Below are 26491 nucleotides of genomic sequence, written 5' to 3' on the forward strand. Positions count from 1 at the left end.
GTTAACTCGTCAGTTTAAGGTTCGATCACGCGTGTAAAGGGAGGTAGCGAGTCGAGTAAGGATTGGCCATATCTACGGGTGATAATGCGCCGGTCAAGAAGCACTACTTTACCAGAGTCCTCTTCTTTGCGCAGTAGACGACCGACTGATTGTACAAGCTTTTTACTCGCTTCTGGCACCGCGATTTGTAAAAACGGGTTGCCACCACAGCGCTCGATATACTCCGCGTGCGCTTCTTCAACCGGCGAGGTGGGCACGGCAAAAGGGATCTTAGTAATAATGAGGTTGGTCAATAAGTTGCCCGGTAAGTCCAGGCCTTCGGAAAAGCTGCCGGTGCCAAAAATGATACTGGTTTTATCAGCGTTAACCGCTTGCTGATGCGCCTTTAGTAATCCGGGACGCGACTGGCTCCCTTGGCAAAGCAGCTGCCAGCCCCGTTGCTTACAGGTGCTTTCTATCGCTTTTGTCACTTGCTGCATTTGCCAGTAGGAGGCGAAGAGCACCAAAGAGGCGCGTTCGCCTTCCAGATGTTCGAGTATTTTATCGCTCAGCACATCCGTAAAGTCGCTCGCTTGAGGTTCACAAGGCATCGTCGGGATCACCAAGCGCGCTTTGTTGGCGTAATCAAATGGCGAAGGCAAGGCTAAATAACGCGAGCCGTCGGTTTCGCTCAAGCCCACTTGACGGCAGAAATAACTGAACCGGTTGAGTGCACGTAAGGTCGCGGAAAATAGGCCAACCCCGGCTGCACGGGACCAGAGCATTTGGTCTAAACGCCAACCCACTTCCAAGGGGGAGACATGGATCCAAAGGTCGCCTTCGCGCTCGCGACACGCTCGCACCCAACGTGCCAAGGGGGCGCCTTTATCCGAATTAGGTTGAGCCATCAAGGTCCACACCTTTTCTAAATTTTCTAACCGTTGCAGGAAAAAAGCCGTTTCCGCGAGCGCCGGATCAGCCAGTTTTGCCGAAATGTCATTTTCTTTCAGACGCTCATTGATCAAATCATGAATTTTTCCCAATGCCTGATGGGCTTTTTTGCTCGCCGTTTTGAGTTGCTCACTGGGTGAGGTAAGCGCATCGGGGAGCTCGCCATCAGCAAAGCGGTAGCAACCATCATCGTTGAGCGGCAATTGACTGAGCTGTTGTTTAACCTCGCGTAAGCCTGGGATTAAGGTTTGAATCGCGTCTAGCAAGCTATCCACAAACCGATGTGCGCGCTTAATATCAGCGGTATTCCCCAACTTGGTCGTCGCTTGATTGAGCTTTTCCAGCCAGCTGACCACACCCAACAGGCTGGCACTGGCGGCAGAAAAGTCTCGCGCGACAGTGGGCAAGTGATGAGCCTCGTCAATCATATACAGGCATTGCTCCGGCTCGGGCAAGATCACTCCGCCGCCGAGTTCGAGATCGGCGAGCAGCAAACTGTGGTTCACCACCACCACATCCGCTTTATCCATCGCCTCTCGTGCTTTAGCAAACGGGCAAGCACGGTGGGCGGGCAAACCGGCATGACAAGTGTGCTTATCAGAGGCGATGGCTTGCCAAAGATGATCAGCAATGGGTTTTGGCCAACTGTCTCTGTCACCATCCCACTTACCCCGATTCAGCGCAGCGTAGAGATCGTTGAGTAATAATTGCTCGCTGCGCTTGGGTTTTTGGGTAAATAGCGCCCCTTGAATGCTTTCCATGTCCGCTACCGCACTGAGCTTATGTGCACAGCAATAGCGTTGACGCCCTTTGGCTAAAATAAAATCAAACGGTTTGGGGCAGATGCGATGAAAAAACGGGATGTCTTTATTGGCAAGCTGTTCTTGCAACGCCACCGTCGCAGTTGAAATCACCACTTTTTTATTGTTGTTGAGTGCAAACGGGATCGCACCCATCAGATAGGCCATCGACTTACCGACCCCTGTGCCTGCTTCTGCCACTAATAGTCGCCGTTTAGGCGCGTAATCGCCAGCTAGGGTTTTCGCGAGCTCTGCCACCAAATAGTTCTGAGCTTTACGGGGAATAAAGTGGGGAAGTTGATCTTGTAGCGTTTGATAGCACGCGCGAATGTCTGATTTTACGGCAGGACTGAGCATCAACAGGTCCGAGTTGCAAAGGTTGGCGCCTAGTATAACACGGGGCAAAAACGTGAAAACGATCGCGAACTGCAAGATTTCCTTACAGATATGAGATCTTGGTCACGAATTTAATTTGAACCATTCTTCGCTATCTTGCTGATCTGCCGTTTGATTAACAAAACGCCTGATTTAAGCTATTGATTAGTTTTTTATTCTAATATAAGCAATAAATACTGTGATTTTTGGTGTTTTATGTTGTTAGTGTTTGTTGTTTATTTTCATCAAAAGGCGGGTGTTGAGTCAATTAAACTGTGATCTCAGTTCAACAAATATCACTATATTGTTGTTTTTAAGCGGTTTTTGTCTAGATTGTAATGCGCTTCCGGCGAGTTGACAGAACTACAAATGTTCTGCACGATTAGCCACGAAGTTTCAGTGAACTGGCATTTTGTTCTTCGCAGCGTTTTTGCTGCTGGTAATAGAGTGACAGTCACAATAAAACAGAGTTCCAAGAAGGAACTCATAATGACTAAATAGAAAAGGCAGTGGATTAACCATGAAAAAGACTATTCTAGCAATGGCAGTACCAGCTCTGCTGGCTGCTGGCTCAGCATCAGCAAGCATCAACCTGTATGACGCAAACGGCGTTAAAGTAGACGCATCTGGTGCAACTGAAGTTCAGTACATCAGCGGTCTTGCTGAAAACTCAGAAGGTGCATGGAAACTGGACGATGGTGATATCGCAATCAACACTACCGTTGCTATCTCTGACAAAATCAACGCCCTAGGCGGTTTTGCGTATGAATTTGAAGATGGCGATGTAACTAACGACGAGCTTTTCGTTGGCTTCGGCGGTGATTTCGGTACTGTTACTTTCGGTCGTCAATACCTGATCGCGGACGATGCTGGCAACGGTAAAGACAAAGAGTTCGGCGGTGAGTCAGTCGATTTTGTTGCCGCACACGGTGATCAGGTTGCTAAGTACGTCTATGACAACGGCACTTTTTACGCAGGTATCTCTGCGCTGCTAGAGTCTAACGGTGAAGACAACGATGATGATGTAACAGGACCGGTCACTACACCTGTTTACAATGAGAACACTACTAAGTATGAGCCCCAAACCGTTGACCAGGGCGAAGCTGACCAAATCATCGATGGCCGCATCGGTTATCGTGTAGGCGATCTTGATGCGCGTATCTATGCTTACAACGGTCAAGATATCGATACCGAAGATGGACAGCGCGATATTAACGGTTTCAATATCGAAGCTGACTATGTAATGGATGCGTTTAGCTTTGCAGCTTCTTACGGCCAGGTTGAGTACGAAGTTGTTGACGGTGTTCAAGAGCTTAATGTCGACACCATTGGCCTTGCAGCTGATTACACCATGGGTAAAAACGTATTTGCCATCGGTTACAACCGCTATGAAGCAGATAGCAACACAAAATCGAACAAAGCTGACCAAGATACTGTTTACGTGAACGCGACTCATAGCTTCCACAGCAACGTAACTGGTTACGTTGAGCTAGCAGTAGCTGACGGTGAAGGCTTTGATGGTCAAGATGCCGATTTCGACACTGCTTACCTAGCGGGTCTAGAAGTTAAGTTCTAATTGAACGTTAACCAATCACTACTGATGTAGTACTGGTTTTTTAAAAGCCGCCCTCGGGCGGCTTTTTTATTAGTAATTTTGGGGGTAAAACGTGAAAAAAGTCACTTGGTTCAGCGCACTCGCTGTTTTATTGGCGGCAGGCGCTGCGCAAGCAGCGACCATTACATCAGCACGTAATATTGAGTTCTTGGTTGCAGATGGTAAAGAGGTGACCTTTGAAAGCTGGGCACCACAGCAAAGTATTGAGCTCAGCGAGGGAACACACCAGTTGGTGATGCGCTTTGACGGAGAGGTCAAGCGGGGAAGCAAAGAAGTGATCTTTACATCCCGTCCGTATCTGTTTGAGCTTACAGTCGATGGACGTGATGCTACCATTGGCGTTAGCAGCCGTCTTCGTTCGCAATCACAAGCGAAAAGCTATTTCTCCTCTGGCCCGCAGTGGCAAGCTGAATTCGAGAATGGCGATGTGATGCCACTGGAAGCTGTTGAACTTGAGGGCGATGGCTTTGGCGCCTATGCCGACATGGAAGCGCTGGTGGCGGAGTATAACCGTGAGAATGGTATCATTATCGACCAAGGTGAAAGCAAGAACCTCAACGATGTATTGGTCGAGGTGGATGATCAAGGTAAAGCCTCTATTAAAGGTGATGCCTTGTCGCAGTTAAAGCTTTGGTATACCAAAGCCAGTGACCAAGAGCGTAAGTCGTTCCGTCGTTGGATTATTGACCAAGATTAAACGCCTCAGGATGATGTGTGATCGTTAGTATCACCCGCTTGTCAGCTTTAAATAGTCAATAAAAAACGCGCCCAGCTGATGCTGGGCGCGTTCCGTTTAAGCCACGATGAGACAAGCGAAAGTCAACCTCGCGATCACACGGTTTTACGTGCTCCTGCTGTGGCTCGGCGAGTGGCTGGATCGTGATGATAATAATTTGACGCACGGCACTGTGGGCAGCGCTGCTCGGCGGCGTCTTTAATTAAATCATCCAGTGGGATTTCACTTTCACAATCGGCACACAAGCCATAAATCTCCAAATCCATGGCACATAAAGCCGCATCGACTTTTTCTAAACGTTCACCGAGGCATCGGATGGCACCAGGTACCCCTTGGCTTTCTTTAATCAGATCCGAAATGGTGAGGTTCTCGCAATGCTTGTCCCAGTCTTCACGCAATCGCGTGGTTAATGTTGCTACTAGCTCAGTGCGTTCGCGGTTAAGTTCACGCCCCAGCTGAGCAAGGGTTGTTTTATCCATGGTCAGTTCGCTTGATTGGCTAAAATGACTTTTATCATGACGCAGTCACACAAGTTGTTACCCTGATGTAAATCAATGAACCGGCTAAAACCTTACAAAGAGTCCGTTTTTAGCGGTCTTGACCTGAGCTATAGTACCCGCTCACTGTTGTTATGCTGTTGTGAGTGAAGTAACAAAATGGAACATGATTTTAAAGAGCCTTATAACGTCAAGTACTTCATCGGCTTCCTGCTGGTATTACTGATCCCGACCTTACCTGCCAGTCTCACTTGGCTTGGCATTATTTTTGGCGGCTAATCACCGCCTTATTCACTCGCCGTGCGGCATTCCTTATTCGCCACCCTGTACCTCCATCGTCTCTGACACTACACTTAGCGTGAGTGAACAAGCGCGACCATCTCGAATCGAAGGGTAATAGAGACTATGCAACAAGCACCGACAGCCGCATGGCGTTGGTTATGGAACGGGTTAGGTTGGTTATGGGTCGCGATGGGTGCGGCAGGCGCCTTTTTGCCGGTACTCCCGACCACGCCGTTTTTGCTGCTCGCCAGTGGTTGCTTTATGCGAGGCTCTCCTCGCATCGCTAACTGGCTCCACGCCCATCCAACGTTCGGGCCGATATTGACGGACTGGTACCAAAAGCGCGCGATTAGTCGCAAAGTAAAACGACGCGCGACCGTCATGATAGTGGCAAGTTTTAGCTTCTCCATTTATATCGTCGGGGCGATGTGGCTGAAAGCGTTACTGGTTACCTGCCTAATTGTGCTCTTATGCTGGTTTCTCCGCCTACCTGAAACGGAATCTGTTGCTGGCTCGGCCGAAAATTCATAACATGACGGTTTGCGTTTTTTACCGGCGAGAATTGGCCATGAGCACCGACAGCTTGAATGTCATCAAACAAAGTATTCAAACCATCCCAGACTATCCCAAACCTGGCATCTTATTTCGCGATGTCACCAGCTTAATGGAAGACCCTGCAGCCTACCAAGCCACCATTGATGCCCTGGTTGCGCAATACCGCGATCATGGATTTACCAAGGTGATTGGTACCGAGTCACGTGGCTTTTTATTTGGTGCACCATTGGCGCTTGCGCTAGGGCTCCCATTTGTGCCAGTGCGTAAGCCTGGCAAGTTGCCACGCGCGGTGATCAGCGAAAACTATCAGCTAGAATACGGTGAAGATACCCTGGAAATCCATCGTGATGCGATTGCTGAGGGGGATAAAGTACTGGTGATTGATGATCTACTGGCGACAGGCGGCACTATAGAAGCCACCGTGAAGTTGGTGCGCCGTTTAGGTGGCACCGTAGAACACGCTGGGTTTGTGATAAGCTTGCCGGATATCGGCGGTGAAGAAAAGCTGGCCGCGCTTGGGATCAGTGTTTATAGCTTGTGTGAATTTGCAGGCCATTAATGCCAGGCTATATGCAGGGTCCCGCGTTAGCAATAAGCATACAGGAAGCGGATTGACATGAGTTACCAAGTCCTCGCTCGCAAGTGGCGACCCCATAATTTTGAGTCTGTTGCCGGTCAAAGTCATGTGCTGACGGCCTTAGCCAATGCATTGGATCATGACCGCTTGCACCACGCATACTTGTTCAGTGGTACTCGTGGTGTGGGCAAAACCACCATTGCGCGCATTTTTGCCAAAGGGCTCAATTGCGAACAAGGGGTGTCTTCTTCGCCATGTGGTCAGTGCGCAACCTGCCTTGAAATTGACGAGGGACGTTACGTTGATTTGCTGGAGATTGACGCTGCGTCCCGGACCAAGGTGGAAGACACGCGAGAGCTGCTCGATAACGTCCAATACAAACCCGCACGTGGCCGCTTCAAAGTGTACCTCATTGATGAAGTCCATATGCTGTCACGGCACAGCTTCAATGCGCTGCTAAAAACGCTGGAAGAGCCGCCTGAGTACGTAAAGTTTTTATTGGCGACCACGGATCCACAAAAGCTGCCGGTCACCATTTTATCGCGTTGTTTGCAATTTCACCTAAAACACTTTGATGCGAGCCAGATTCAGACGCAGCTAGAGCATATCCTTGGTCAAGAAGGTGTCGAGGCAGAGTCACGTGCCTTAATGCTATTGTCACGGGCTGCGGAAGGCAGTATGCGTGATGCCTTGAGCTTAACCGACCAGGCCATCGCGCTCGGAAATGGCCACATCAGCACCCAAGCTGTCGCTGACATGCTGGGGACCTTGAGTACCGATAACGCACTCTTGCTCCTTGAAGCCTTGGCGAATCATGATGCGGTTGAATTGATGAACATGCTGGCGCAGATTGCGCACGTCGGGGTGGAGTGGGATGGTTTACTCAAAGAGTTAGCCAGCCAGCTTCACCATGTGGCGCTTGCCCAAGCACTGCCTCAGACCCATGATGATGACAGCGGGGAGCAAGCACGGATTCACGCCTTGGCCTCGCGGCTTGCGCCACAAGATGTGCAGCTGTGTTACCAAATGGCACTGCAAGGACGGCAAGACCTGCCTTATGCCCCTGATGGGCGGGCCGGTCTAGAAATGGTCTTGCTGCGTATGTTGGCGTTTCAGCCGGTGAAAACGGTACCGTATGAACCGGCTACCATATCGGTGCCGGCACACGATCCCGCATCTTCACCACAACAGCCGGTAAAAAAAGATCCCTCGCAAGCACTGAACGCGTTGAAAGCGCAGGTCTCATCGGCCAGTGCGGCGTCGCCAAACCAGTCGTCACCAAGCCAGGGGCACGAAGTACAACAGAACCGGCCCATGGGCGATACCCCGGAGAGCAATGACCGAGACACGCCGGAAAGTCCCCAAAATATCAATGACACACGCGCGCCAACTCCTCAGCAGGCGACGGCAAAGACTAGCGCGGAGGTGCCTAGCGCAGGTGCATCCGGCAGAGGGGCACATGAAGCGAGTGTTTCCGAGCTGAGCCAACCAGCAGTCGATGACTCGGCGCCAGATGCCGGGTCATCACTTGCGAATCAGCCGTCTGCCTCTTCGCCTGCCTCTAGTCTTATTCAGGCTCGTAATCAGTTGCGTAGTCGTATGAAACGTCAATCTGAACAATCGGGGAGTGGGGTAAAAAAGGCGGGGCGGACACCGGCCAAGACTGATGCGTTATCTGTGCTCGATCGCGTCGCGACGGCGGCAGAGGGAGCATCGCCTGTGTCCACGCCTGAAAAAAAGACACCGAGTGTGTTGTTGTCACCCGTGACTGAACCTACTAACGGGTCGTCAGAGCCTTACCAGTGGCGCTCTACGCAACCTGTGTCACCGGAGCCCGAGACGGTGCCTTCACTGACACCTAAGTCGTTAAAACAGGCGTTAGAACATGAAAAAACGCCCGCCATGCGCGACAAACTGGTACAGGAAACCAACGCACAAGATCCTTGGTGTGCCTTGGCAGACAGTTTAGAGGTAGAGCGCCTAGTTAAACAAATGGCACTGAATGCGGCGATGTCCCAGCAAGGCGAGCGCGTACAGCTCACATTGCGCCCGGATCAATCGCACCTTAATACCGAAAAAGCGCAGCAGCAATTGACTCAGGCCTTGACGACGGCGCTGGGCGCCCCCATAACCTTGGAGGTACAGCTCGGGGAAGCGGGAATCACACCTTTAGAGCGGCGCGAGCAGCTCTATCAACAAAAATTAGCGCAGGCGACACACAGCCTGCATAATGATCCGAATGTGACTTTTATTCTTCAACGCTTTGCGGCGGAGTTAGAAGAAGATAGCATTCGACCAATTTAAGACACCTAACCAAGAGAGAGAATTATGTTTGGTAAAGGCGGCATGGGTAACATGATGAAGCAGGCGCAGCAAATGCAAGAGCGCATGCAAAAAGTACAAGAAGAAATTGCCAGCATGGAAGTGACAGGCGAAGCGGGCGCAGGCATGGTGAAAGTCACCATGACAGGTAGCCACAGCATCCGTCGTGTCGACATCGACGATAGCTTGATGGAAGATGATAAAGACATGCTGGAAGACTTGATTGCGGCTGCATTCAACGATGCTGCCCGTCGTGTCGAGGAGCAACAAAAAGAGAAAATGGCGGAAGTGACAGGTGGTATGCAGTTACCACCAGGCATGAAAATGCCATTTTAATCTATGCGCACCAGCCAGTTACTTGAACAACTGATGGACTCGCTGCGTTGTTTACCAGGCGTTGGCCCCAAATCAGCGCAGCGGATGGCCTACCACTTATTGCAACGAAACCGCCAAGGCGGGCTGGCCCTCGCGCAAGCACTGAGTACGGCAATGACTGACATTGGCCACTGCAGCCAATGTCGAACCTTTACCGAGCAAGACGTGTGCGCGATTTGCGATAACCCGAAACGCCAAGAAACAGGGTTGATTTGTGTGGTTGAAAGCCCGGCAGATATTGCAGCCGTGGAAGCCACGGGTCAGTACTCAGGGCGGTATTTTGTTTTGATGGGACACCTGTCACCCCTTGATGGCATTGGTCCGGCAGACATTGGCCTTGATGTGTTGGAAAAGCGTCTGCAACACGAACCGATCCAAGAGCTTATCTTGGCGACCAACCCGACAGTGGAAGGCGAGGCGACGGCGCAATACATCGCTGAGCTATGCCAAGAGCACCAAGTGGGTGCGAGCCGTATTGCACATGGCGTCCCCATGGGAGGCGAGCTAGAGCTGGTGGACGGTACCACGCTATCTCACTCAATTATCGGTCGCCAACAGTTGAAATATCGCTAGAAGCGCCTGACGTGTCCTAGAGACCGCACCTACCGTTGGTGACATTGTCTTCCACCTCGAGGGGCGGCAAAACAATGTGGCAACACCCACTGTCAAAGCAGCGATGTCAATCACACGACTGACGTGTAAAGCCTAGCCTTTGGTTAGGCTTTTCTTTTTTATTGTCTATCGACTTACTACTAACTGGCTTATATTTGACCACTTAGGCCTTGAAAGCGTGGTACCGGATCCCTATATCCAAGGAGACGGAAACAACGAATTCATAGTGGCGCGGGCAGATTGTCCGCGTCGCCATTAATCCTCATAGTGTTAGGTAGATTGACATGAGCGTGAAAACCCCAGAAAAACATCAGTTTGGTTCTGATACCTCCAAATTGCTGCAGTTGATGATCCACTCTCTCTACTCAAACAAAGAGATTTTCCTGCGAGAGTTAGTGTCAAACGCGTCGGATGCCGCCGATAAGTTGCGCTTTAAAGCATTGTCAGCGCCTGAGCTTTACGAAAATGACGGTGACCTGCGTGTCCGTCTGTCTTTTGATAGCGAAGCCGGTACGTTAACTGTCTCAGATAATGGTATTGGTATGAGCCGTGACGATGTCATCGCTAACCTCGGCACCATTGCAAAATCAGGCACAGAAGAGTTTCTTAAACAGCTTAACGAAGATCAAAGCAAAGACTCGAACCTCATTGGCCAATTCGGGGTCGGCTTTTACTCTGCCTTTATTGTGGCTGACAAGGTAACCGTAAGCACTCGAGCGGCGGGTCTTGCGGCCGACGAGGCAGTGCAGTGGGAATCAACCGGAGAAGGTGAGTATACCCTAGAGCCTATCAGCAAAGCTGACCGTGGCACTGAGATTACGCTGCACCTTAAAGACGACGAGAAAGAATTCCTCAATGATTGGCGCCTACGTGAGGTGATCGGTAAATATTCCGACCACATCGGTATTCCGGTAGAAATGTGGACGCAAGAGAAAGACGAGGAAGGTAACGAGACGGGCGAAGGCAAGTGGGAGCAAGTTAACAAAGCGCAAGCGCTTTGGACCCGTGCTAAGTCAGATATCTCGGCAGACGAATACAAAGAGTTCTATAAGCATGTGTCTCACGACTTTGCCGAACCGCTGACGTGGAGCCACAACCGTGTAGAGGGTAAAAACGACTACACCAGCTTGCTGTATATCCCGTCAAAAGCCCCTTGGGATCTATACAACCGCGAGCACAAACATGGACTGAAACTCTATGTACAACGCGTCTTTATCATGGATGATGCGTCACAGTTCATGCCAAGCTACTTGCGTTTTGTCCGGGGTTTGATTGACTCTAACGATCTGCCGCTTAACGTCTCGCGTGAGATCCTGCAAGACAACAAGATCACCCAGTCACTGCGCGGTGCGTGTACCAAGCGTGTGTTGTCGATGCTAGAAAAACTGGCTAAAAACGATGCTGAAAAATATCAGACATTTTGGCGTGAATTTGGCCTGGTAATGAAAGAAGGGCCGGCGGAAGATTTCAGCAACAAAGAAAAAATTGCTGGCTTGCTGCGCTTTGCCTCAACGCATGAAGACAGCGCTGAGCAAACCGTCTCCTTGGCCGACTACGTGTCGCGCATGAAAGAAGAGCAAGACAAAATCTACTACATCACCGCGGATAGCTACAATGCAGCGAAACACAGCCCGCACTTGGAGCAGTTTAAAGCCAAAGGCATCGAAGTTATCTTGATGTATGACCGCATCGATGAGTGGTTGATGAGCTACCTGACCGAGTTTGATGGTAAGTCGTTCCAGGCAATCACCAAGGCAGATCTCGATCTGAGCCAATTCGATGATGAAGAAGCAAAAGCAGAGCGTGAAGAAACCGAAAAAGCGTTTGAGTCTGTGATTGAGCGAGTAAAATCGCACTTGGGTGATCGTGTTAAAGATGTACGTACCACCTTTAAACTTTCTGGCACACCGGCGGTGGTGGTGACCGATCAGTTTGAAATGGGCACGCAAATGGCGAAGCTTTTAGAAGCCGCTGGCCAGCAAGCGCCGGATGTGAAGTACATCTTTGAACTGAACCCAGAGCACGCTCTAGTTAAGCGCATGGCAGATGAAAGCGATGAGCAGAAATTCGGTACTTGGGTAGAAATGCTGCTGGGTCAAGCGATGCTGGCAGAGAAAGGCAGTATGGACGATCCGTCAGACTTCTTGGCCTCGGTCAACCAGCTTCTGACTAAGGTATAATCGACAGGCGATTGTCGAGACCACATACTGAATGACTATCGAACAAGCCCGGCCGGATTGCCGGGCTTGATAGCGTTTAGTTAAGCGTGTATGTTTCGTGTCTTTGCGAATATAGACGCAGTTTAACGAAACCTAAATAATCATAAAGGGGATCACTATGCGCATCATTCTGTTGGGTGCACCGGGCGCGGGTAAAGGGACGCAAGCGCAGTTCATCATGGAAAAATACGGGATTCCGCAGATTTCTACGGGTGACATGCTGCGCGCCGCGATTAAAGCGGGCACTGAGCTTGGCAAACAAGCCAAAGCGGTTATTGATGCTGGCGAATTGGTGTCTGATGACATCATTCTTGGCTTGGTTAAAGAGCGTATCTCGCAAGATGATTGTGCCAACGGCTTCTTGCTAGATGGGTTCCCACGTACCATTCCTCAAGCTGATGGACTGAAAGAGATCGGTGTCGCGATCGATTACGTACTCGAATTCGACGTTCCGGATGACGTAATTGTTGAGCGTATGAGTGGTCGCCGTGCTCACCTTGCTTCAGGCCGTACTTATCACGTTGTTTACAACCCACCGAAAGTGGAAGGAAAAGACGACGTGACTGGCGAAGCGCTAGTGGTACGTGATGATGATAAAGAAGAGACGGTGCGCGCGCGTTTGAATGTTTATCATAATCAAACTGCACCACTGATTGCTTACTACAAAAAAGAAGCCGATGCTGGCAACACCCAGTTTGTGACCTTCGATGGCACACAAGGGGTTGAGCAAGTCAGCGCAGAGATCCAAAAGGTTCTCGGCTAATTTTTTGTTTAAAGGGTTAGTGCTCAGGCGCTGACACCTGTTCTCATCGGTATGACTGATGCCAGAAACCGGAGCTGACGATTAGTCGCTCCGGTTTTTTTATGGCAAGCTACGCGTCATTCTCCAAGCCATTTAATCAGACAACGTTAAATTGGAAAGGTACAACAAAAATAATCGGCTCGCGAATAAGCCAAGGACAACAAACATGACCGAAAAGCATAATCGAGTTGGCGTACTCTTGGTCAACCTGGGAACCCCGGATGCGCCCACCTCTTCTTCAGTAAAGCGTTTTTTATCTGAATTTCTGCATGATCATCGGGTGGTTGATTTAACGCGTTGGTTGTGGTGCCCACTGCTGCATGGTGTGATTCTGCCTGTACGCTCTCCCAAGGTGGCGAAGCTCTATCAAAGTGTTTGGATGGATGAGGGCTCACCTTTGATGGTGTATGCCACGCGCCAGCGTGATGCCTTAGCCACCAAGACGGGGTTACCTGTCGCTTTAGGAATGACCTATGGCTCACCTTCGATGACGGATGGTATTGAGCAACTGCAGCAACAAGGTTGCGAAAAGGTCATGGTTTTGCCTTTGTATCCGCAATACTCTGCGACCACCACGGCCGCGGTATTTGATAAAGTTGCCAAATCCCTTAAAGGACGCCCCTTGCTTCCTGAGCTTCGCTTTGTGCACCACTATCACGATCATCCGTCGTACCAATCCGCATTGGCAGACTCCGTCAGGCGCCACTGGGATAAACACGGCAAGGGCGATCTCTTACTGTGTTCATACCATGGGATCCCGCAACGTTTCGCGGATAACGGCGACCCGTACCCGCAACATTGCGAACAAACCACGGCATTGCTGCAGGCGGAACTTGGGCTCCCCGACCAAGCGATCATGATGAGCTACCAATCGCGTTTCGGACGTGAAGAGTGGCTTAAGCCTTACACCGATAAAACCTTGGAAGCGCTACCCGCAAAAGGGGTTAAAACCCTCGATATCATGACCCCAGCCTTTTCTTCTGACTGTTTGGAAACCTTGGAAGAAATTGCTGGCGAGTGTCGGGATATCTTTTTGGAAGCAGGTGGCGAAGCCTTTCGTTTTATCCCATGCTTGAATGATGACGAGGCGCATATTGAGTTAATGGCGACGCTGGTGGCAGAGCATACCCAAGGGTGGTAGACGGATAAAATTCGTTTCTCCAACGCTATGCAGGCGCAAATTCTGTGGTAGAATTCGCGCCTCCCTTCCATTAGCTAGTTACACGAACCATGAAATTTCCAGGACAACGTAAGTCTAAACACTACTTTCCGGTTCACGCCCGGGATCCTTTGCTTAACCCTGCCAGTGAGCGTGGCTTTAAACGCCCTCATGTGATTGGCATAGACCAAACCTTGGTGGACATAGAAGCAAAAGTGAGTGATGACTTCCTGGAGCGCTATGGTTTGAGCAAAGGCCACTCGTTAGTGATTGACGATGAGCGCGCTGAAGCCTTGTATCAAGAGCTCAAAGACAACAATTTGGTGACGCATGAATTTGCCGGCGGCACCATTGGCAATACCTTGCACAACTACTCCGCTTTAGCGGACGACCAATCGATTCTGCTTGGCGTGATGAGTCAGGATATTCGCATTGGGAGCTACTCTTATCGCTATCTATGCAACACGTCCAGCCGCATGGACCTCAATTATCTGCAACCTGTCGAAGGCCCGATTGGCCGTTGTTACGCGCTGATTGGCGATTGTGGTGAGCGTACTTTTGCCATCAACGAAGGCTTAATGAATCAGCTGCGTCCTGAGTCGATTCCGGAACATATCTTTGAGCATGCGTCTGCCTTAGTCCTGACAGCCTATCTGGTACGTTGCAAGTACGGTGATCCGATGCCGGATGCGACCATGCGTGCCATCGAGTATGCCAAAAAGCATAACGTGCCTGTGGTGATGACGTTGGGCACCAAGTATGTGATTGAACAAAATCCACAATGGTGGCGTGATTTTCTGGCTGAGCACGTCAGTGTGGTGGCGATGAACGAAGATGAGGGTGAAGCGCTCACGGGTGAAAGTGACCCGCTGCTCGCGGCCGACGCCGCCTTACAATGGGTAGATATGGTGCTTTGCACCGCCGGTCCGATTGGCCTCTACATGGCGGGTTATAGTGAAGATAAAGCTAAACGCGAAACCTCACTGCCTTTATTACCCGGCGCCATTCCCGAATTCAATATGTATGAGTTCAGCCGTCCAATGATCAAAGCCGATTGCGAAAATCCAATCAAAATTTATTCGCACATTGCCCCATACATGGGTGGGCCGGAACGGATCAAAAACACTAATGGCGCGGGAGACGGTGCACTGTCTGCGTTGCTGCACGATATGTCAGCGAATCGTTACCACCGTGATAACGTGCCTAATTCGAGCAAACATCAGTACCCATTTTTGACTTACTCATCGTTTTCTCAGGTGTGCAAATACGCCAACCGTGTTAGCTATGAAGTGCTGGCACAGCATTCTCCGCGTTTGTCACGTGGCTTGCCGGAGCGCGAAGATAGCTTGGAAGAGGCTTACTGGGAACGTTAATCTCATTGCCATAAAAGATAAAAAACCGCCAATTGATGTTGGCGGTTTTTTATTATTGGTCGTGAGGCGTGGGCTTATTGATACGCTTTTTCGTGTACGTTGCGGACCGCACGACCTGATGGGTCGGCTTGGTTTTTGAACGATTCATCCCATTCAATCGCTTTGGCACTTGAGCAGGCGATCGATGGGCCGCCAGGAACACACTTCGCGGCATCTTCCAGAGGGAAGAGTTCGGCGAAAATCTCACGATACATATACGCTTCTTTAGTCGTCGGCGTGTTGTATGGGAAACGGAAGGCTGCCGTTGCCAACTGTTGATCGCTGACTTTTTCATCGGCAATGGCTTTCAAGGTGTCAATCCATCCGTAACCGACGCCATCGCTAAACTGCTCTTTTTGACGCCATGCCACCGATTCTGGCAACAGATCCCCGAAGCATTCACGAATGATGTGCTTTTCCATTTTACCCTCACCGCACATTTTATCATCCGGTTTGATTTGCATCGCCACTTCCAAAAATTCTTTATCCAAGAAGGGGACACGCGCTTCAACGCCCCAAGCGGCCATTGATTTGTTCGCACGAGCACAATCAAACATGTTGAGTGCGAGCAGCTTGCGAACGGTTTCCTCGTGGAATTCTTGAGCGTTGGGCGCTTTGTGGAAATATAAGTAGCCGCCAAATACCTCATCGGCGCCTTCTCCCGATAGCACCATTTTAATTCCCATTGCACGGATTTTACGTGACATCAAATACATGGGGGTTGATGCTCGGATAGTGGTCACATCATAGGTCTCGATGTGATACACCACGTCGCGGATGGCATCCAAGCCTTCTTGAATACTGTAGGTAAATTCGTGGTGTACGGTGCCAAGGTGGTCGGCGACTTCTTTGGCGGCTTTCAAATCCGGCGCGCCTTCCAGGCCGATAGCAAACGAGTGCAAACGTGGCCACCAAGCTTGGCTTTGATCGTCATCCTCGATACGGTTGGCGGCATATTGCTTGGTCACTGCGGAAATCACCGATGAATCCAACCCACCAGATAGCAGAACGCCATAAGGTACATCGGTCATAAGTTGACGGTGAACCGCTTTCTCTAGGGCTTCTTTGAGTGCTGCTTTATCCGTGGTGCTGTCTTTTACCCCGTCATATTCCATCCATGCGCGTTTGTAATAACGAACAGGCTCACCTTGTTTACTCCATAAAAAGTGACCCGGGGGGAACTCACTGATGGTTTTACAAATAGGCGTCAGTGCTTTCATTTCCGAAGCAACGTAGTAGTTGCCATGTTCATCGTGCCCATGATAAAGCGGGATAATGCCGATATGATCGCGACCAATTAAATACGCATCCTGCTCCTCATCATACAAAATAAAGGCAAAGATACCGTTGAGATAATCGAGCAGTTCTGGCCCTTTCTCTTGATATAGGGCGAGAATGATTTCGCAGTCTGACTCTGTTTGGAACGGATAATCGGCGGCGAATTCAGCGCGGAGCTCTTTGTGATTGTAGATCTCACCGTTGACTGCGAGGGCTTGGGTTTGGTTTTGGTTATAAAGTGGCTGTGCCCCACTGTTAAGATCGACAATCGCAAGGCGCTCATGAACGAGAATGGCTTTTTCAGACGAATAAATCCCTGACCAGTCCGGACCTCGGTGACGCATGGTCTTCGACATTTTTAACGCGATTTCCCGCAATTGTTGCGAGTCGGTTTTAATGTCAAGCGCTCCAAAAATTGAACACATAATCTTCCTCTCTGTTTGTGTTATACGGTGTTTTCGCCGTGGCATGTCTGCGATATAGGACCACTGGTGGCGACCTGTTAATCACACTCTGCCCTGTGGCAGAGAAAGACACAAGTAGATAAAACAAATTCGTTATCCAAACTGACTTTGTGGTAAATATTATTTAATAAAAACCATAAAAAATGAATTTAATTCAAAAATGGCGCAGTTTTTATACAAAAACGCACAAGTGAAGCATCACTTGTGCGTGAGGAGGGTGGCAGAGTGGTTAGGTATCCGGATGTGAGAAGCGGTCTCTTACGTGACGCGCAAAGCCACTACCTGCCTCTTGATAGATATTAAAGGCTTCATCCACGCCAAGTGCTTTGAGTTGGTCGAGCTCATCTTGATATTTGGCGATGGCAGCGACTTTACCACTGAATTGTGTTTGTCGAATTTGCTCGAGTGCCAACGTATTGGCGTGGCTGTGAGGCATGGCCAGTAAAATGAGCGAGATATTGCCATCAGACACGGCTCGTGACCAAAAGTCGGGATCAGTCGCGTCGCCTAAAATAACACGTCTTCCTTCTTGCTGATGACGAGTGACAGAGTCTTCTCGTGTGTCAATTCCCACAATGGGTTGGTGGTGTGTGGTGGCGAGTTCGTCGTAGGCGCCTGAGCCAATACGTCCCATCCCCAATACTAAAATACTGGCATCACCGAGATTGATTTGTTGATCGCTGGGGTGAAGTTTGTCGGGTGCACGCTCAGGTAGCCAGCGTGATGCCCAACCATACAGCTGATTACTAAAGGTATTGAGCGGGGCGGAAAAGGCAAAACTGAGTGATACCGCGATGGCGATGGAGACCAAGATCGGGCCGGGCATCAGTCCTGTTTTATACGCCAAGCCACCCACAATGAGTCCAAACTCACTGAAGTTGAATAAGGTGAGCGTGGTAAATAAGGCAGTACGGACGCGGTAACGGAATCCATTAACGATCCAATAGTAGAGTACGCCCTTGATGGGCAGTAATAACATCAAGATCAGGGCAAAACTAAAGCTTTGCCAGGTAGGCTGTTCGGACAAGCCAATGTTGAGGAAAAAGCAAACTAGAAAAAGCTCTTTCATATTAAACAGTGACTTGGCCATTTCGGATGCACGTGGGTGACTGGCAAGCAGCATACCGAGAATAAGTGCGCCTAAATCAGGTTTAATCCCCACCGCCTCAAACAATCCAGCGCCAGCCACTAGAGCGAGGAACACGGCATAAAGAACCAACATTTCACCGTGACCTGCCTTGTCCAAAAGCTTACCCAATAGAGGTTTTAGCAGAGGTAAACCAAAGAGGAGGAGGGCGGTGAGTTCGGGGGTTTTTCCCGATGTGGCGGTGAGGAAAATCACGGCAAAGATATCTTGCATGATCAGCATGCCGATGGCCAAGGTGCCATAGGTGGCATTAAGCTCACCTTTTTCTTGCAGCGCTTTGATGGCAAAGACGGTGCTAGAAAACGAAAGCGCGAAGCCAAGCAGCAGCATTTCAGACATACTCATGCCTGACAGCATAGGAATGCTCAGTGCTTTAAGGCCCATTAGCGCGAGAGTAAAAAACGCGGTTGTCAGGACATTATGGGCAGTAGCCCCAAACCAGATTTCTTTCGCAAGCAAGGTTTTGACATCAAGCTTTAAGCCGATAGTAAACAGCAGCAATGTGACACCCAGATCGGCCAGCTGCGTGATCACCGGTGTCGACTGGTAGCCCATGGCATGGAGAACAAAGCCAGCGATAAGAAAGCCAACCAGTGGCGGGAGGTGGCAGCGCATTAATGCATAGCCACTGATAAATGCAGCGGAAATAAAAACCAGTTCCATATCTTGTACTTATTCTAAAGTTGAGTGAGACAAGGCATTGTCGGTAACGTGGCTATAATGTACACGTTTTGTGGTCAGTATGTGAATGTAAAATAAGGAAGCGTGAGAAAAGGCCGGTGAAGATAAGATGAGGCAAGGCGACATTTGCAGAGAAGACTGACGTTGCGAGAGAAGATGCCCGCTCTCCTAACCGCTGGCTGACCAACGGTTAGGGATTAACGTCTCGGCTAGGTTTAACTGACATGTTTTAATCACTCAACATGTCAATCCAAGTAGTGAAAAACTACTCCTCCAACAGCTCTTGTAGGAGCTCACCATTAAGCATCGCCCGCTTGACTAAGGAAAACGCAGCCATTGTAGGCTGAGCCTCCAGATTTGCGCTAACAATCGCCAGCTTCTCGTGGAAACTTGGCAGTGATTGATTCTCTACACAGCGCTCAATGGCAGGAAACACCACACTTTTTGCCGCGGTAATTTTGCCAGCAATCACCACCAGTTGTGGATTAAACAGGTTTACGGTCATCGCGATCGCTTTACCCAGGTGATTGCCAACTTTAACCAACACTTGGCGTGCTAACTCATCACCTTGCTCTGCGGCTTGGCAAATGGCTTCGATGGTTAGGCTTTGATCATAACTGAGGCTACTGGGATGCCCTTGCGCAAGCAGTTGTTGGGCATGCTCAATGATGGCTTCGTTTGAGGCCACGGTTTCTAAGCAGCCAAAGTTGCCACACTGACATTTTTTACCCAGTGGATCGATCTGCACATGGCCGAGCTCACCGACATTGCGGTTATGGCCAAGAAAAATTTGCCCATTGACGATGATCCCCGCGCCAGTACCATGATGCACACTGACCAGCATAGAGTCATAGTAGTCTTGGCTCGCCCCAAAGTAGTGCTCCGCCAGCGCTTGACCGCGAATATCGTTGCCAACGAAAGCCTGCACACCAAACTCTTCGCGCAAGGTATCAGCAAGTGCAAGTTGTTTGATATTGATGTTGGGCATGTATTCGACCACCCCTGAATCAGGGTCAACCAAGCCAGGCATGACCACGGATATCGCAATCAGTTCTCGGAGTGCGTGTTGGTGCGTTTCCAAAAATTGGCTAACGATATGAATCAAGCCTTGAACAAGCTCGTCCTGGTCATGGTAATGGAAAGTTTCGCCGTGTTCGGCCAAAGAGGCACCGCTCAAGTCATACAAAGACAACTCAATAAAATGACGACCCAATCGTACCGCAAGGGTATGAAAGGGCGCACACTCGGTGGTGAGAGAAATGGCACGACGTCCACCTGTCGATGCTTGTTGTGCCACCTCTTTAATGAGGCCTCTTTCTAGCAGTTGGCGGGTAATTTTGGTCACACTTGCCGGCGCCAATCGGCTTACATCGGCAATTTGTATGCGTGAAATAGGCCCTTGTTGATCAATTAATCGATAAACGGCAGCTCCGTTAAGTTGCTTTACAAGATCGACATTCCCGATTTTTCCGCCAGTCATAGGTGTCCTAGCTTTGTAGATATTGTCCGTTTACGATCGTCGCTTGAACGTTGATTGCACGGTCGAAAATGGCAAGATTCGCAATTTTCCCCGGACGAATGCTGCCATAGTGTTGTTCGATACCGATTGCGCGAGCGGGATAGAGCGTAGCCATCCGCAAAGCTTCATCCAAGGCGATCCCTACATGCTCAACACTGTTATAAATCGCCTGATCCATCGTCAGTGCCGAGCCGCCAAGCGTGCCATTTTCATCAACACACTTACCGTCACGGTAATATACTTTCTTACCTACAAAAATAAAGTGATCCATGTCGGCTCCTGCTGGTGCAACCGCATCCGTAACCAACACTAATTTCTCACCTTTTACTTTATGTGCGAGACGAATATTAGGGTACGAGACGTGAAAGCCGTCAGCAATTACACCAGTGTAGACATCAGGTGTATCGTAGATGGCACCGACGACACCTGGCTCACGGCCTGAAATAGAGGTCATTGCGTTAAACAGGTGCGTGGCAAAGGAAATGCCGTGGGTAAAGCCTTGCTTAGCTTGTGCGTAAGTGGCATTGGTATGGCCAGCAGAGACCACGATACCAGCTTGCTTCAGGGCTTGAATATGCGACGCGGGCGCCAGTTCAGGCGCGAGGGTGACTTTGGCAATCACATCCGCATTTTCGCATAAGTAGTTGATCATCTCATCGTTGCTTGGGCGAATATAGTCAGCGCTGTGTATCCCCTTTTTTTCGATATTCAAATAAGGGCCTTCAAGGTGTAACCCCAGCGCCTGATGGGGCTGCTGTTTTTGGTAAGCACGCATGGCGTTGATGGCGGCTTGCATATCGGTATCAGAGCTAGTGATCAGGGTGGGGAGAAAGTTGGTGCAACCTGATTTAAGGTTAGCCTGATGCATGGTCGCGATGGTGTCAGGGGTAATGGCATCATTAAACATCACGCCGCCACAGCCATTAAGCTGAAGGTCAATGAAGCCTGGGCTGACTAATGCACCGTCGAGCGCGCGCGTGGCAATATCATTGGGCAGGGCGTCTTGTCGACAGACGGCGTCAATCAGGCCTTCTTTAATCACGATGGCATGATCATCCAACACCTCATGGCCAGTAAAAATCCGGCAGTGGGTTAACGCATACATGCTTCAATTCCTTATAAATGGTGTATATTTTGGGCTTCAAGCTCTTGAAAATACTTCACAGTTTTTACTTTTAGTTCTGCTGTTGAAGGCGCATCGCACACAATCATCGCTTTTGGGTGCAGTTGTAGCGCTGATACTGTCCATAAGTGGTTCACTGACCCTTCTACCGCGGCCTCAAGTGCCTGGGCTTTATTGTGTCCTGTGACTAGGATCATGACTTCTTCTGCATCTAACAAGGTGCCGACACCAATGGTGAGCGCATGCTTAGGTACCTGATTGATATCATTATCAAAGAAGCGAGAGTTTGCCACACGGGTATCCTCGGTCAAGGTTTTGATCCGTGTTCTTGATGCTAATGATGACGCGGGTTCATTAAACGCAATATGACCATCGTTTCCTACACCACCCATAAAGAGATGGATTTTGCCGTACGCTTTGATTTTTTCTTCATAGCGTTGGCACTCGGCATCGACATCGGTCGCATTGCCATCAAGCAAGTTGATGTTTTTTTCTTGAATATCAATATGGTTAAAAAAGTTTTCGTACATAAAGGTACGATACGCTTGTGGGTGATCAGCAGGGATCCCACAGTATTCGTCCATATTAAAGGTCACCACGTGCTCAAAACTGATTTCGCCTTGCTGGTGGAGCTTAATGAGTTGCTTATAGGTGTTGAGTGGCGTCCCCCCTGTGGGTAAGCCCAGAACAAAGGGGTTATCGGCAGTCGGCGAAAACGTGTTGATGGTATCGACGATATAGCGAGCCGACCATAGGCCGACTTGTTGGCTGGTTTGTAAAGGAATGAGTCGCATCGGTCACCTCGTTCTATCAATGCTCAGTTCGTGGCCATAGCATAACGGATATGCTCATTTATTTTCATCATAAAATAAGTTTTATGATCAGGCTAACAATTTTCTCTGTATATGGGTGGGTTTGGTGATGATTCTCACAAATAACGCGGGTTTAATTTGCGAGGCGAATTTATTGACATAAACTGCAATTGACTAACATTGCTTTACAAAAGAAGTGATTTAACAAAAGTCCTTGGGCAAGCGTCCAAGTTAGATGCCCAGCCGCGGAGCAAGCGCAAGCGTGGTGGGGCACTGAAAAATATAAAGGGGGAACGACGGTGAATATTCTTGGTTATGCACAACGTATAGGTCGTGCGCTGATGGTACCGGTTGCGGTATTACCAGCGGCTGCGATCTTGATGGGGGTCGGCTACTGGCTTGACCCAACTGGATGGGGGGGCAACAGTGCCCTAGCTGCTTTCTTGATAAAATCAGGGGCAGCGATTATAGACAATATGTCAGTGTTATTTGCCATCGGTGTGGCATATGGCATGTCAAAAGATAAAGACGGCGCCGCCGCTCTGGCAGGCTTTGTTGGCTTTATGGTGATCACCACGCTGTGTGCGCCGGGTGCGGTAAGCCAAATTGGCTTGGTCGATATTTCAGTGGGCAACAATGAGCTTGCGTTCAGCAAAATCAACAACCAGTTTATCGGTATCTTGATCGGTGTGGTGTCTGCTGAGCTGTACAACCGTTATAGCGGTGTTGAGCTGCCTAAAGCCTTGGCGTTCTTTAGTGGCCGGCGTTTGGTGCCTATTTTGGTCTCTGTTGTGGCGATCATCATCTCGTTTGTATTGATGTTTGTCTGGCCTGTGTTATTTGGTGGCTTGGTTCACTTTGGTGAAAGCATCACCAACCTAGGTGCCGCGGGTGCCGGTGTTTATGGCTTCTTTAACCGCTTACTTATCCCTGTTGGTCTGCACCACGCGCTTAACGCCGTATTCTGGTTCGATACGGTCGGTATTAACGACTTGGGCCGCTTCTGGATGGGGGCACAAGGCCTTGAAACAGGCGAAGCGATTAAAGGGACCACAGGCATGTACATGGCAGGCTTCTTCCCCGTCATGATGTTTGGTCTACCGGGTGCAGCGCTTGCGATTTATCACACAGCGCGTCCTGAGAACAAAGCACGTGTTGCGTCTATCATGATTGCTGCTGGTTTTGCGTCTTTCTTTACTGGGGTGACCGAGCCACTTGAATTCTCATTCTTGTTTGTCGCACCTTTGTTGTTCGTGTTGCATGCGCTATTAACCGGTGTTTCCTTGTTTATCGCGGCCACTTTCGACTGGACGGCAGGCTTCGGCTTCTCGGCAGGTTTAGTTGACTTGGTGTTGTCGTCGAAAAACCCTGTGGCTAACCAGTGGTACATGCTGCCTATCATGGGCCTTGTATTCTTTGCGCTTTATTATGTGTCATTCCGCGCCGCGATTTCAGCGCTCAATCTGAAAACGCCAGGCCGAGAAGATGACGCAGTAGAAAGTGCACCTGCGAGCGCCAATACCGGTGAAGCGAGCGATAATCGCGAGCTTGCACGCAAGTACCTTAAAGCCCTTGGTGGCCATCAAAACCTCACATCGATTGATGCGTGTATCACCCGTCTGCGTCTGTCGGTTGCCGACCGCGAGGTGGTTGATGAAGCGAAATTGAAAGCCATTGGGGCGATGGGAGTCGTCAAGCTTGGCGAGAACAACTTGCAGGTCATTCTTGGCCCTCTAGCAGAAATCATTGCCGGTGAGCTGAAACAAATTCCAGAAGATGAAGATTTGTCAAACGTCGCGCTGCCATAAACGAGGCACTGTACGACAATGATCTGAACAAAGCGCCCAGCCAACAGCAGGGCGTTTTTTTAGGTTTGTGTCATCGCTTTCGCGCAAAAAAGTAACAAATAGGCCTACACCGCGATGACAATGACAACAACGGGTTGAGTCGCAGCGCGGAATAGGAGATCATAGTATCTATGTAGCTTTAAAATTCGCATTTTTGATACGAGGTAACCTTGATGAGTGATGCTGAAGCTCGTCCCACTAACTTTATTCGCCAAATCATTGATAAAGACTTGGCGGAAGGGAAACACACAGCGATCGTGACACGTTTCCCACCGGAGCCGAATGGCTATCTGCACATCGGCCATGCCAAATCAATTTGTTTGAACTTCGGGATCGCACAAGACTATCAGGGTGAATGCAACCTGCGTTTTGATGATACCAACCCAGAAAAAGAAAACGTGGAGTACGTTGAGTCTATCAAGCGTGATGTGCAATGGTTGGGCTTTGACTGGGCAGGAGAGGTGCGTTACTCCTCAAACTATTTTGACAAGCTTTATGGCTACGCGGTTGAGCTGATTGAAAAAGGGTTGGCATACGTCGAAGAGCTGACGCCCGACGAGATCAGAGAGTATCGTGGCACATTGACCGAGCCGGGCAAGCACAGCCCTTATCGTGAACGCTCGGTTGAAGAGAATTTGGCACTGTTTGAAAAAATGCGAGCTGGTGAGTTTGCAGAAGGTAAAGCCTGTTTGCGTGCTAAAATCGATATGGCGTCCCCCTTTATGGTGATGCGGGATCCGGTTTTATACCGTGTTCGTTTTGCGCATCATCATCAGACTGGCGACAAGTGGTGCATTTATCCAATGTACGACTTTACCCATTGCATTTCAGATGCACTGGAAGGGATCACGCATTCTCTATGTACCCTCGAATTTCAAGATAACCGACGCCTATACGATTGGGTATTGGAAAACATCACTATCGACTGTACGCCGCACCAATATGAGTTCAGCCGCTTGAATCTCGAGTATACCGTGATGTCTAAACGTAAGCTGAACCAACTGGTGGAGGAGCAGTTAGTGAACGGTTGGGATGACCCGCGTATGCTGACTATTTCAGGCTTGCGTCGTCGGGGTTACACGCCTGCCTCCATTCGTGAGTTTTGTCAGCGTATTGGTGTGACTAAGCAAGATAACACCATTGAAATGAGTGCGCTTGAATCTTGCGTGCGTGATGACTTAAACGAAAATGCACCACGCGCCATGGCGGTGCTCGATCCCATTAAGCTGGTGATTGAAAACAAAGCCGATGACGTGGAGTGGCTTGATGCACCCAACCATCCCAATCAGCCAGAGATGGGGACGCGCCAGGTGCCATTTTCGCGCGAGATCTGGATTGAGCGAGAAGACTTCCGTGAATCAGCCAACAAGAAGTACAAGCGACTGGTACTGGAGAAGGAAGTACGTTTGCGCAATGCCTACGTGGTAAAAGCGGAGCGTTGTGAAAAAGACGATGAGGGCAATATTACCACTGTATATTGCAGCTATGATCCAGACACCCTCGGTAAAGATCCTGCCGATGGGCGAAAAGTGAAAGGCGTGATCCATTGGGTTTCTGCGGCTGAGGCGTTACCCGCTGAATTCCGATTGTATGACCGCTTATTTACGGTGCCAAATCCGGCCAGCGCAGACAACTTCGCTGAGACGATTAATCCGGCGTCATTGCAGGTACAACAGGGATTTGTTGAACCAAGTATGCAAAATGCGCCAGTAGAGAAGGGTTATCAGTTTGAACGGACAGGCTATTTTTGTGTAGATAATAAAGATAGCCGTAAAGATGCACTTGTCTTTAACCGGACCGTGAGTTTACGTGATACCTGGGCGAAGATAGAAGGTAAATAATAAAAAGCCGGCGTGATGACCACGCCGGCTTTTTTCGAACGTTCACACTGAATCAATCAGCGTTATGAATGGATGGGTCGGCTTTGCAATCGCCTTCCTTACAGTGACCATACAAATACAAACTATGGTTTGTCAGTTGCACATTAAAGCGTGCGGCGATTTCTTTCTGACGCTCTTCAATCAAATCATCAGAAAATTCAATCACTTTACCGCAGTCAAGGCAGACTAAGTGGTCATGATGATGCTGTGTCGCCAATTCAAATACGGACTTTCCGCCTTCAAAATGGTGACGCGTGACAATGCCTGCATCGTCAAATTGGTTCAGTACGCGGTACACGGTTGCTAGGCCAATTTCTTCACCTAGGTCAATTAATTTCTTATACAGGTCTTCGGCACTGATGTGCTGGCAATCTGGCTGTTGCAGCACTTCTAGGATCTTGAGCCGTGGGAGGGTGACTTTGAGCCCAGCTTGCTTCAACGCCTGGTTATTGTCTGACATGTGTATCTACCT

General features: G+C 49.6%; 21 protein-coding genes. 13 read left to right on the plus strand and 8 right to left on the minus strand.

The genetic code is table 11. The features are described 5' to 3' along the window. Positions 1 to 14: 14 nt before the first annotated feature. Positions 15 to 2087 (minus strand): ATP-dependent DNA helicase DinG, encoded by a 2073-nt coding sequence (dinG, locus tag EHW56_RS06790; RefSeq protein ID WP_152794760.1) that lies wholly within the window; start codon positions 2085 to 2087, stop codon positions 15 to 17. 538 nt (positions 2088 to 2625) lie between these two features. Between dinG and EHW56_RS06795 the strand changes: the two genes are divergently transcribed. Together EHW56_RS06795 and EHW56_RS06800 are read left to right on the plus strand one after the other, a co-directional pair. Next, positions 2626 to 3681: a porin gene (locus EHW56_RS06795; protein ID WP_152794762.1), complete on the plus strand. Its 1056-nt coding sequence runs from the start codon at positions 2626 to 2628 to the stop codon at positions 3679 to 3681. Between the two features lie 91 nt (positions 3682 to 3772). Next, entirely contained in the window at positions 3773 to 4417 is a 645-nt protein-coding gene (locus EHW56_RS06800) for a DUF2057 domain-containing protein (RefSeq protein ID WP_172969983.1), read from the plus strand. A 134-nt stretch (positions 4418 to 4551) separates the two neighbouring features. Here EHW56_RS06800 and EHW56_RS06805 read toward each other — a convergent pair whose 3' ends face one another. Beyond that, the gene (locus tag EHW56_RS06805; RefSeq protein WP_077668771.1) at positions 4552 to 4935 is read right to left on the minus strand and encodes a hypothetical protein; all 384 of its coding nucleotides are present in this window, start codon (positions 4933 to 4935) and stop codon (positions 4552 to 4554) included. 423 nt (positions 4936 to 5358) lie between these two features. On the opposite strand from EHW56_RS06805, the gene EHW56_RS06815 reads away from it, so the two are divergent. The 9 genes from EHW56_RS06815 to EHW56_RS06855 all read left to right on the plus strand — a co-directional run bounded on the left by EHW56_RS06815 (position 5359) and on the right by EHW56_RS06855 (position 15229). Then, positions 5359 to 5766: a YbaN family protein gene (locus EHW56_RS06815; RefSeq protein WP_152794764.1), complete on the plus strand. Its 408-nt coding sequence runs from the start codon at positions 5359 to 5361 to the stop codon at positions 5764 to 5766. A 37-nt stretch (positions 5767 to 5803) separates the two neighbouring features. Then, entirely contained in the window at positions 5804 to 6349 is a 546-nt protein-coding gene (apt, locus tag EHW56_RS06820) for an adenine phosphoribosyltransferase (protein WP_152794766.1), read from the plus strand. A 57-nt stretch (positions 6350 to 6406) separates the two neighbouring features. Next, positions 6407 to 8671: a DNA polymerase III subunit gamma/tau gene (gene dnaX, locus EHW56_RS06825; RefSeq protein WP_152794768.1), complete on the plus strand. Its 2265-nt coding sequence runs from the start codon at positions 6407 to 6409 to the stop codon at positions 8669 to 8671. Positions 8672 to 8695: 24 nt separating this feature from the next. Then, positions 8696 to 9025 (plus strand): YbaB/EbfC family nucleoid-associated protein, encoded by a 330-nt coding sequence (locus EHW56_RS06830; RefSeq protein WP_046073581.1) that lies wholly within the window; start codon positions 8696 to 8698, stop codon positions 9023 to 9025. A 3-nt stretch (positions 9026 to 9028) separates the two neighbouring features. Next, a complete protein-coding gene (gene recR, locus EHW56_RS06835; RefSeq protein ID WP_046073580.1) occupies positions 9029 to 9637 on the plus strand; it encodes a recombination mediator RecR in 609 nt (202 codons plus the stop codon). Positions 9638 to 9960: 323 nt separating this feature from the next. Further along, positions 9961 to 11856: a molecular chaperone HtpG gene (htpG, locus tag EHW56_RS06840; protein WP_046073579.1), complete on the plus strand. Its 1896-nt coding sequence runs from the start codon at positions 9961 to 9963 to the stop codon at positions 11854 to 11856. A 157-nt stretch (positions 11857 to 12013) separates the two neighbouring features. Further along, entirely contained in the window at positions 12014 to 12658 is a 645-nt protein-coding gene (gene adk / locus EHW56_RS06845) for an adenylate kinase (RefSeq protein ID WP_046073578.1), read from the plus strand. Between the two features lie 205 nt (positions 12659 to 12863). Continuing rightward, positions 12864 to 13838 carry a ferrochelatase gene (gene hemH / locus EHW56_RS06850; RefSeq protein ID WP_152794770.1) on the plus strand — a complete coding sequence of 325 codons (975 nt, stop codon included), beginning with the start codon at positions 12864 to 12866 and terminating at the stop codon, positions 13836 to 13838. An 89-nt stretch (positions 13839 to 13927) separates the two neighbouring features. After that, entirely contained in the window at positions 13928 to 15229 is a 1302-nt protein-coding gene (locus tag EHW56_RS06855) for an inosine/guanosine kinase (protein ID WP_152799324.1), read from the plus strand. Positions 15230 to 15303: 74 nt separating this feature from the next. Here EHW56_RS06855 and asnB read toward each other — a convergent pair whose 3' ends face one another. The 5 genes from asnB to nagB all read right to left on the minus strand — a co-directional run bounded on the left by asnB (position 15304) and on the right by nagB (position 22274). Next, a complete protein-coding gene (gene asnB / locus EHW56_RS06860) occupies positions 15304 to 16971 on the minus strand; it encodes an asparagine synthase B (protein ID WP_046073575.1) in 1668 nt (555 codons plus the stop codon). Positions 16972 to 17239: 268 nt separating this feature from the next. Further along, entirely contained in the window at positions 17240 to 18820 is a 1581-nt protein-coding gene (locus EHW56_RS06865; RefSeq protein WP_077666120.1) for a cation:proton antiporter family protein, read from the minus strand. 283 nt (positions 18821 to 19103) lie between these two features. Further along, positions 19104 to 20318, minus strand: a complete 1215-nt coding sequence (locus tag EHW56_RS06870) for an ROK family protein (RefSeq protein WP_046073573.1) — start codon at positions 20316 to 20318, stop codon at positions 19104 to 19106. A 7-nt stretch (positions 20319 to 20325) separates the two neighbouring features. Beyond that, positions 20326 to 21462, minus strand: a complete 1137-nt coding sequence (gene nagA, locus EHW56_RS06875) for an N-acetylglucosamine-6-phosphate deacetylase (RefSeq protein WP_077666121.1) — start codon at positions 21460 to 21462, stop codon at positions 20326 to 20328. An 11-nt stretch (positions 21463 to 21473) separates the two neighbouring features. Beyond that, positions 21474 to 22274, minus strand: a complete 801-nt coding sequence (nagB, locus tag EHW56_RS06880; protein WP_152794772.1) for a glucosamine-6-phosphate deaminase — start codon at positions 22272 to 22274, stop codon at positions 21474 to 21476. Between the two features lie 317 nt (positions 22275 to 22591). Here nagB and nagE point away from each other — a divergent pair, with 317 nt between their 5' ends. Both nagE and glnS read left to right on the plus strand, forming a co-directional pair. Then, positions 22592 to 24100: an N-acetylglucosamine-specific PTS transporter subunit IIBC gene (gene nagE, locus EHW56_RS06885; RefSeq protein WP_046073570.1), complete on the plus strand. Its 1509-nt coding sequence runs from the start codon at positions 22592 to 22594 to the stop codon at positions 24098 to 24100. Positions 24101 to 24312: 212 nt separating this feature from the next. Beyond that, entirely contained in the window at positions 24313 to 25980 is a 1668-nt protein-coding gene (gene glnS / locus EHW56_RS06890) for a glutamine--tRNA ligase (protein ID WP_152794774.1), read from the plus strand. A gap of 52 nt (positions 25981 to 26032) precedes the next feature. On the opposite strand, the gene fcrX is transcribed toward glnS, so the two are convergent. Next, positions 26033 to 26479, minus strand: coding sequence for a ferric iron uptake transcriptional regulator FcrX (fcrX, locus tag EHW56_RS06895; protein WP_046073568.1), 447 nt, complete (start codon positions 26477 to 26479; stop codon positions 26033 to 26035). Between the last annotated feature and the right edge of the window lie 12 nt (positions 26480 to 26491).

Source organism: Salinivibrio sp. VGrn1, from assembly GCF_009377995.1.
GTDB classification, from domain to species: Bacteria; Pseudomonadota; Gammaproteobacteria; order Enterobacterales; family Vibrionaceae; genus Salinivibrio; species Salinivibrio siamensis.

Bases quoted from the DNA above. Each gene is read 5' to 3' on its own strand.
- dinG (WP_152794760.1), bottom strand. From the start codon at position 2,087: ATGCTCAGTCCTGCCGTAAAATCAGACATTCGCGCGTGCTATCAAACG.
- EHW56_RS06795 (WP_152794762.1), top strand. From the start codon at position 2,626: ATGAAAAAGACTATTCTAGCAATGGCAGTACCAGCTCTGCTGGCTGCT.
- EHW56_RS06805 (WP_077668771.1), bottom strand. From the start codon at position 4,935: ATGGATAAAACAACCCTTGCTCAGCTGGGGCGTGAACTTAACCGCGAA.
- EHW56_RS06815 (WP_152794764.1), top strand. From the start codon at position 5,359: ATGCAACAAGCACCGACAGCCGCATGGCGTTGGTTATGGAACGGGTTA.
- apt (WP_152794766.1), top strand. From the start codon at position 5,804: ATGAGCACCGACAGCTTGAATGTCATCAAACAAAGTATTCAAACCATC.
- dnaX (WP_152794768.1), top strand. From the start codon at position 6,407: ATGAGTTACCAAGTCCTCGCTCGCAAGTGGCGACCCCATAATTTTGAG.
- EHW56_RS06830 (WP_046073581.1), top strand. From the start codon at position 8,696: ATGTTTGGTAAAGGCGGCATGGGTAACATGATGAAGCAGGCGCAGCAA.
- recR (WP_046073580.1), top strand. From the start codon at position 9,029: ATGCGCACCAGCCAGTTACTTGAACAACTGATGGACTCGCTGCGTTGT.
- htpG (WP_046073579.1), top strand. From the start codon at position 9,961: ATGAGCGTGAAAACCCCAGAAAAACATCAGTTTGGTTCTGATACCTCC.
- adk (WP_046073578.1), top strand. From the start codon at position 12,014: ATGCGCATCATTCTGTTGGGTGCACCGGGCGCGGGTAAAGGGACGCAA.
- hemH (WP_152794770.1), top strand. From the start codon at position 12,864: ATGACCGAAAAGCATAATCGAGTTGGCGTACTCTTGGTCAACCTGGGA.
- EHW56_RS06855 (WP_152799324.1), top strand. From the start codon at position 13,928: ATGAAATTTCCAGGACAACGTAAGTCTAAACACTACTTTCCGGTTCAC.
- asnB (WP_046073575.1), bottom strand. From the start codon at position 16,971: ATGTGTTCAATTTTTGGAGCGCTTGACATTAAAACCGACTCGCAACAA.
- EHW56_RS06865 (WP_077666120.1), bottom strand. From the start codon at position 18,820: ATGGAACTGGTTTTTATTTCCGCTGCATTTATCAGTGGCTATGCATTA.
- EHW56_RS06870 (WP_046073573.1), bottom strand. From the start codon at position 20,318: ATGACTGGCGGAAAAATCGGGAATGTCGATCTTGTAAAGCAACTTAAC.
- nagA (WP_077666121.1), bottom strand. From the start codon at position 21,462: ATGTATGCGTTAACCCACTGCCGGATTTTTACTGGCCATGAGGTGTTG.
- nagB (WP_152794772.1), bottom strand. From the start codon at position 22,274: ATGCGACTCATTCCTTTACAAACCAGCCAACAAGTCGGCCTATGGTCG.
- glnS (WP_152794774.1), top strand. From the start codon at position 24,313: ATGAGTGATGCTGAAGCTCGTCCCACTAACTTTATTCGCCAAATCATT.
- fcrX (WP_046073568.1), bottom strand. From the start codon at position 26,479: ATGTCAGACAATAACCAGGCGTTGAAGCAAGCTGGGCTCAAAGTCACC.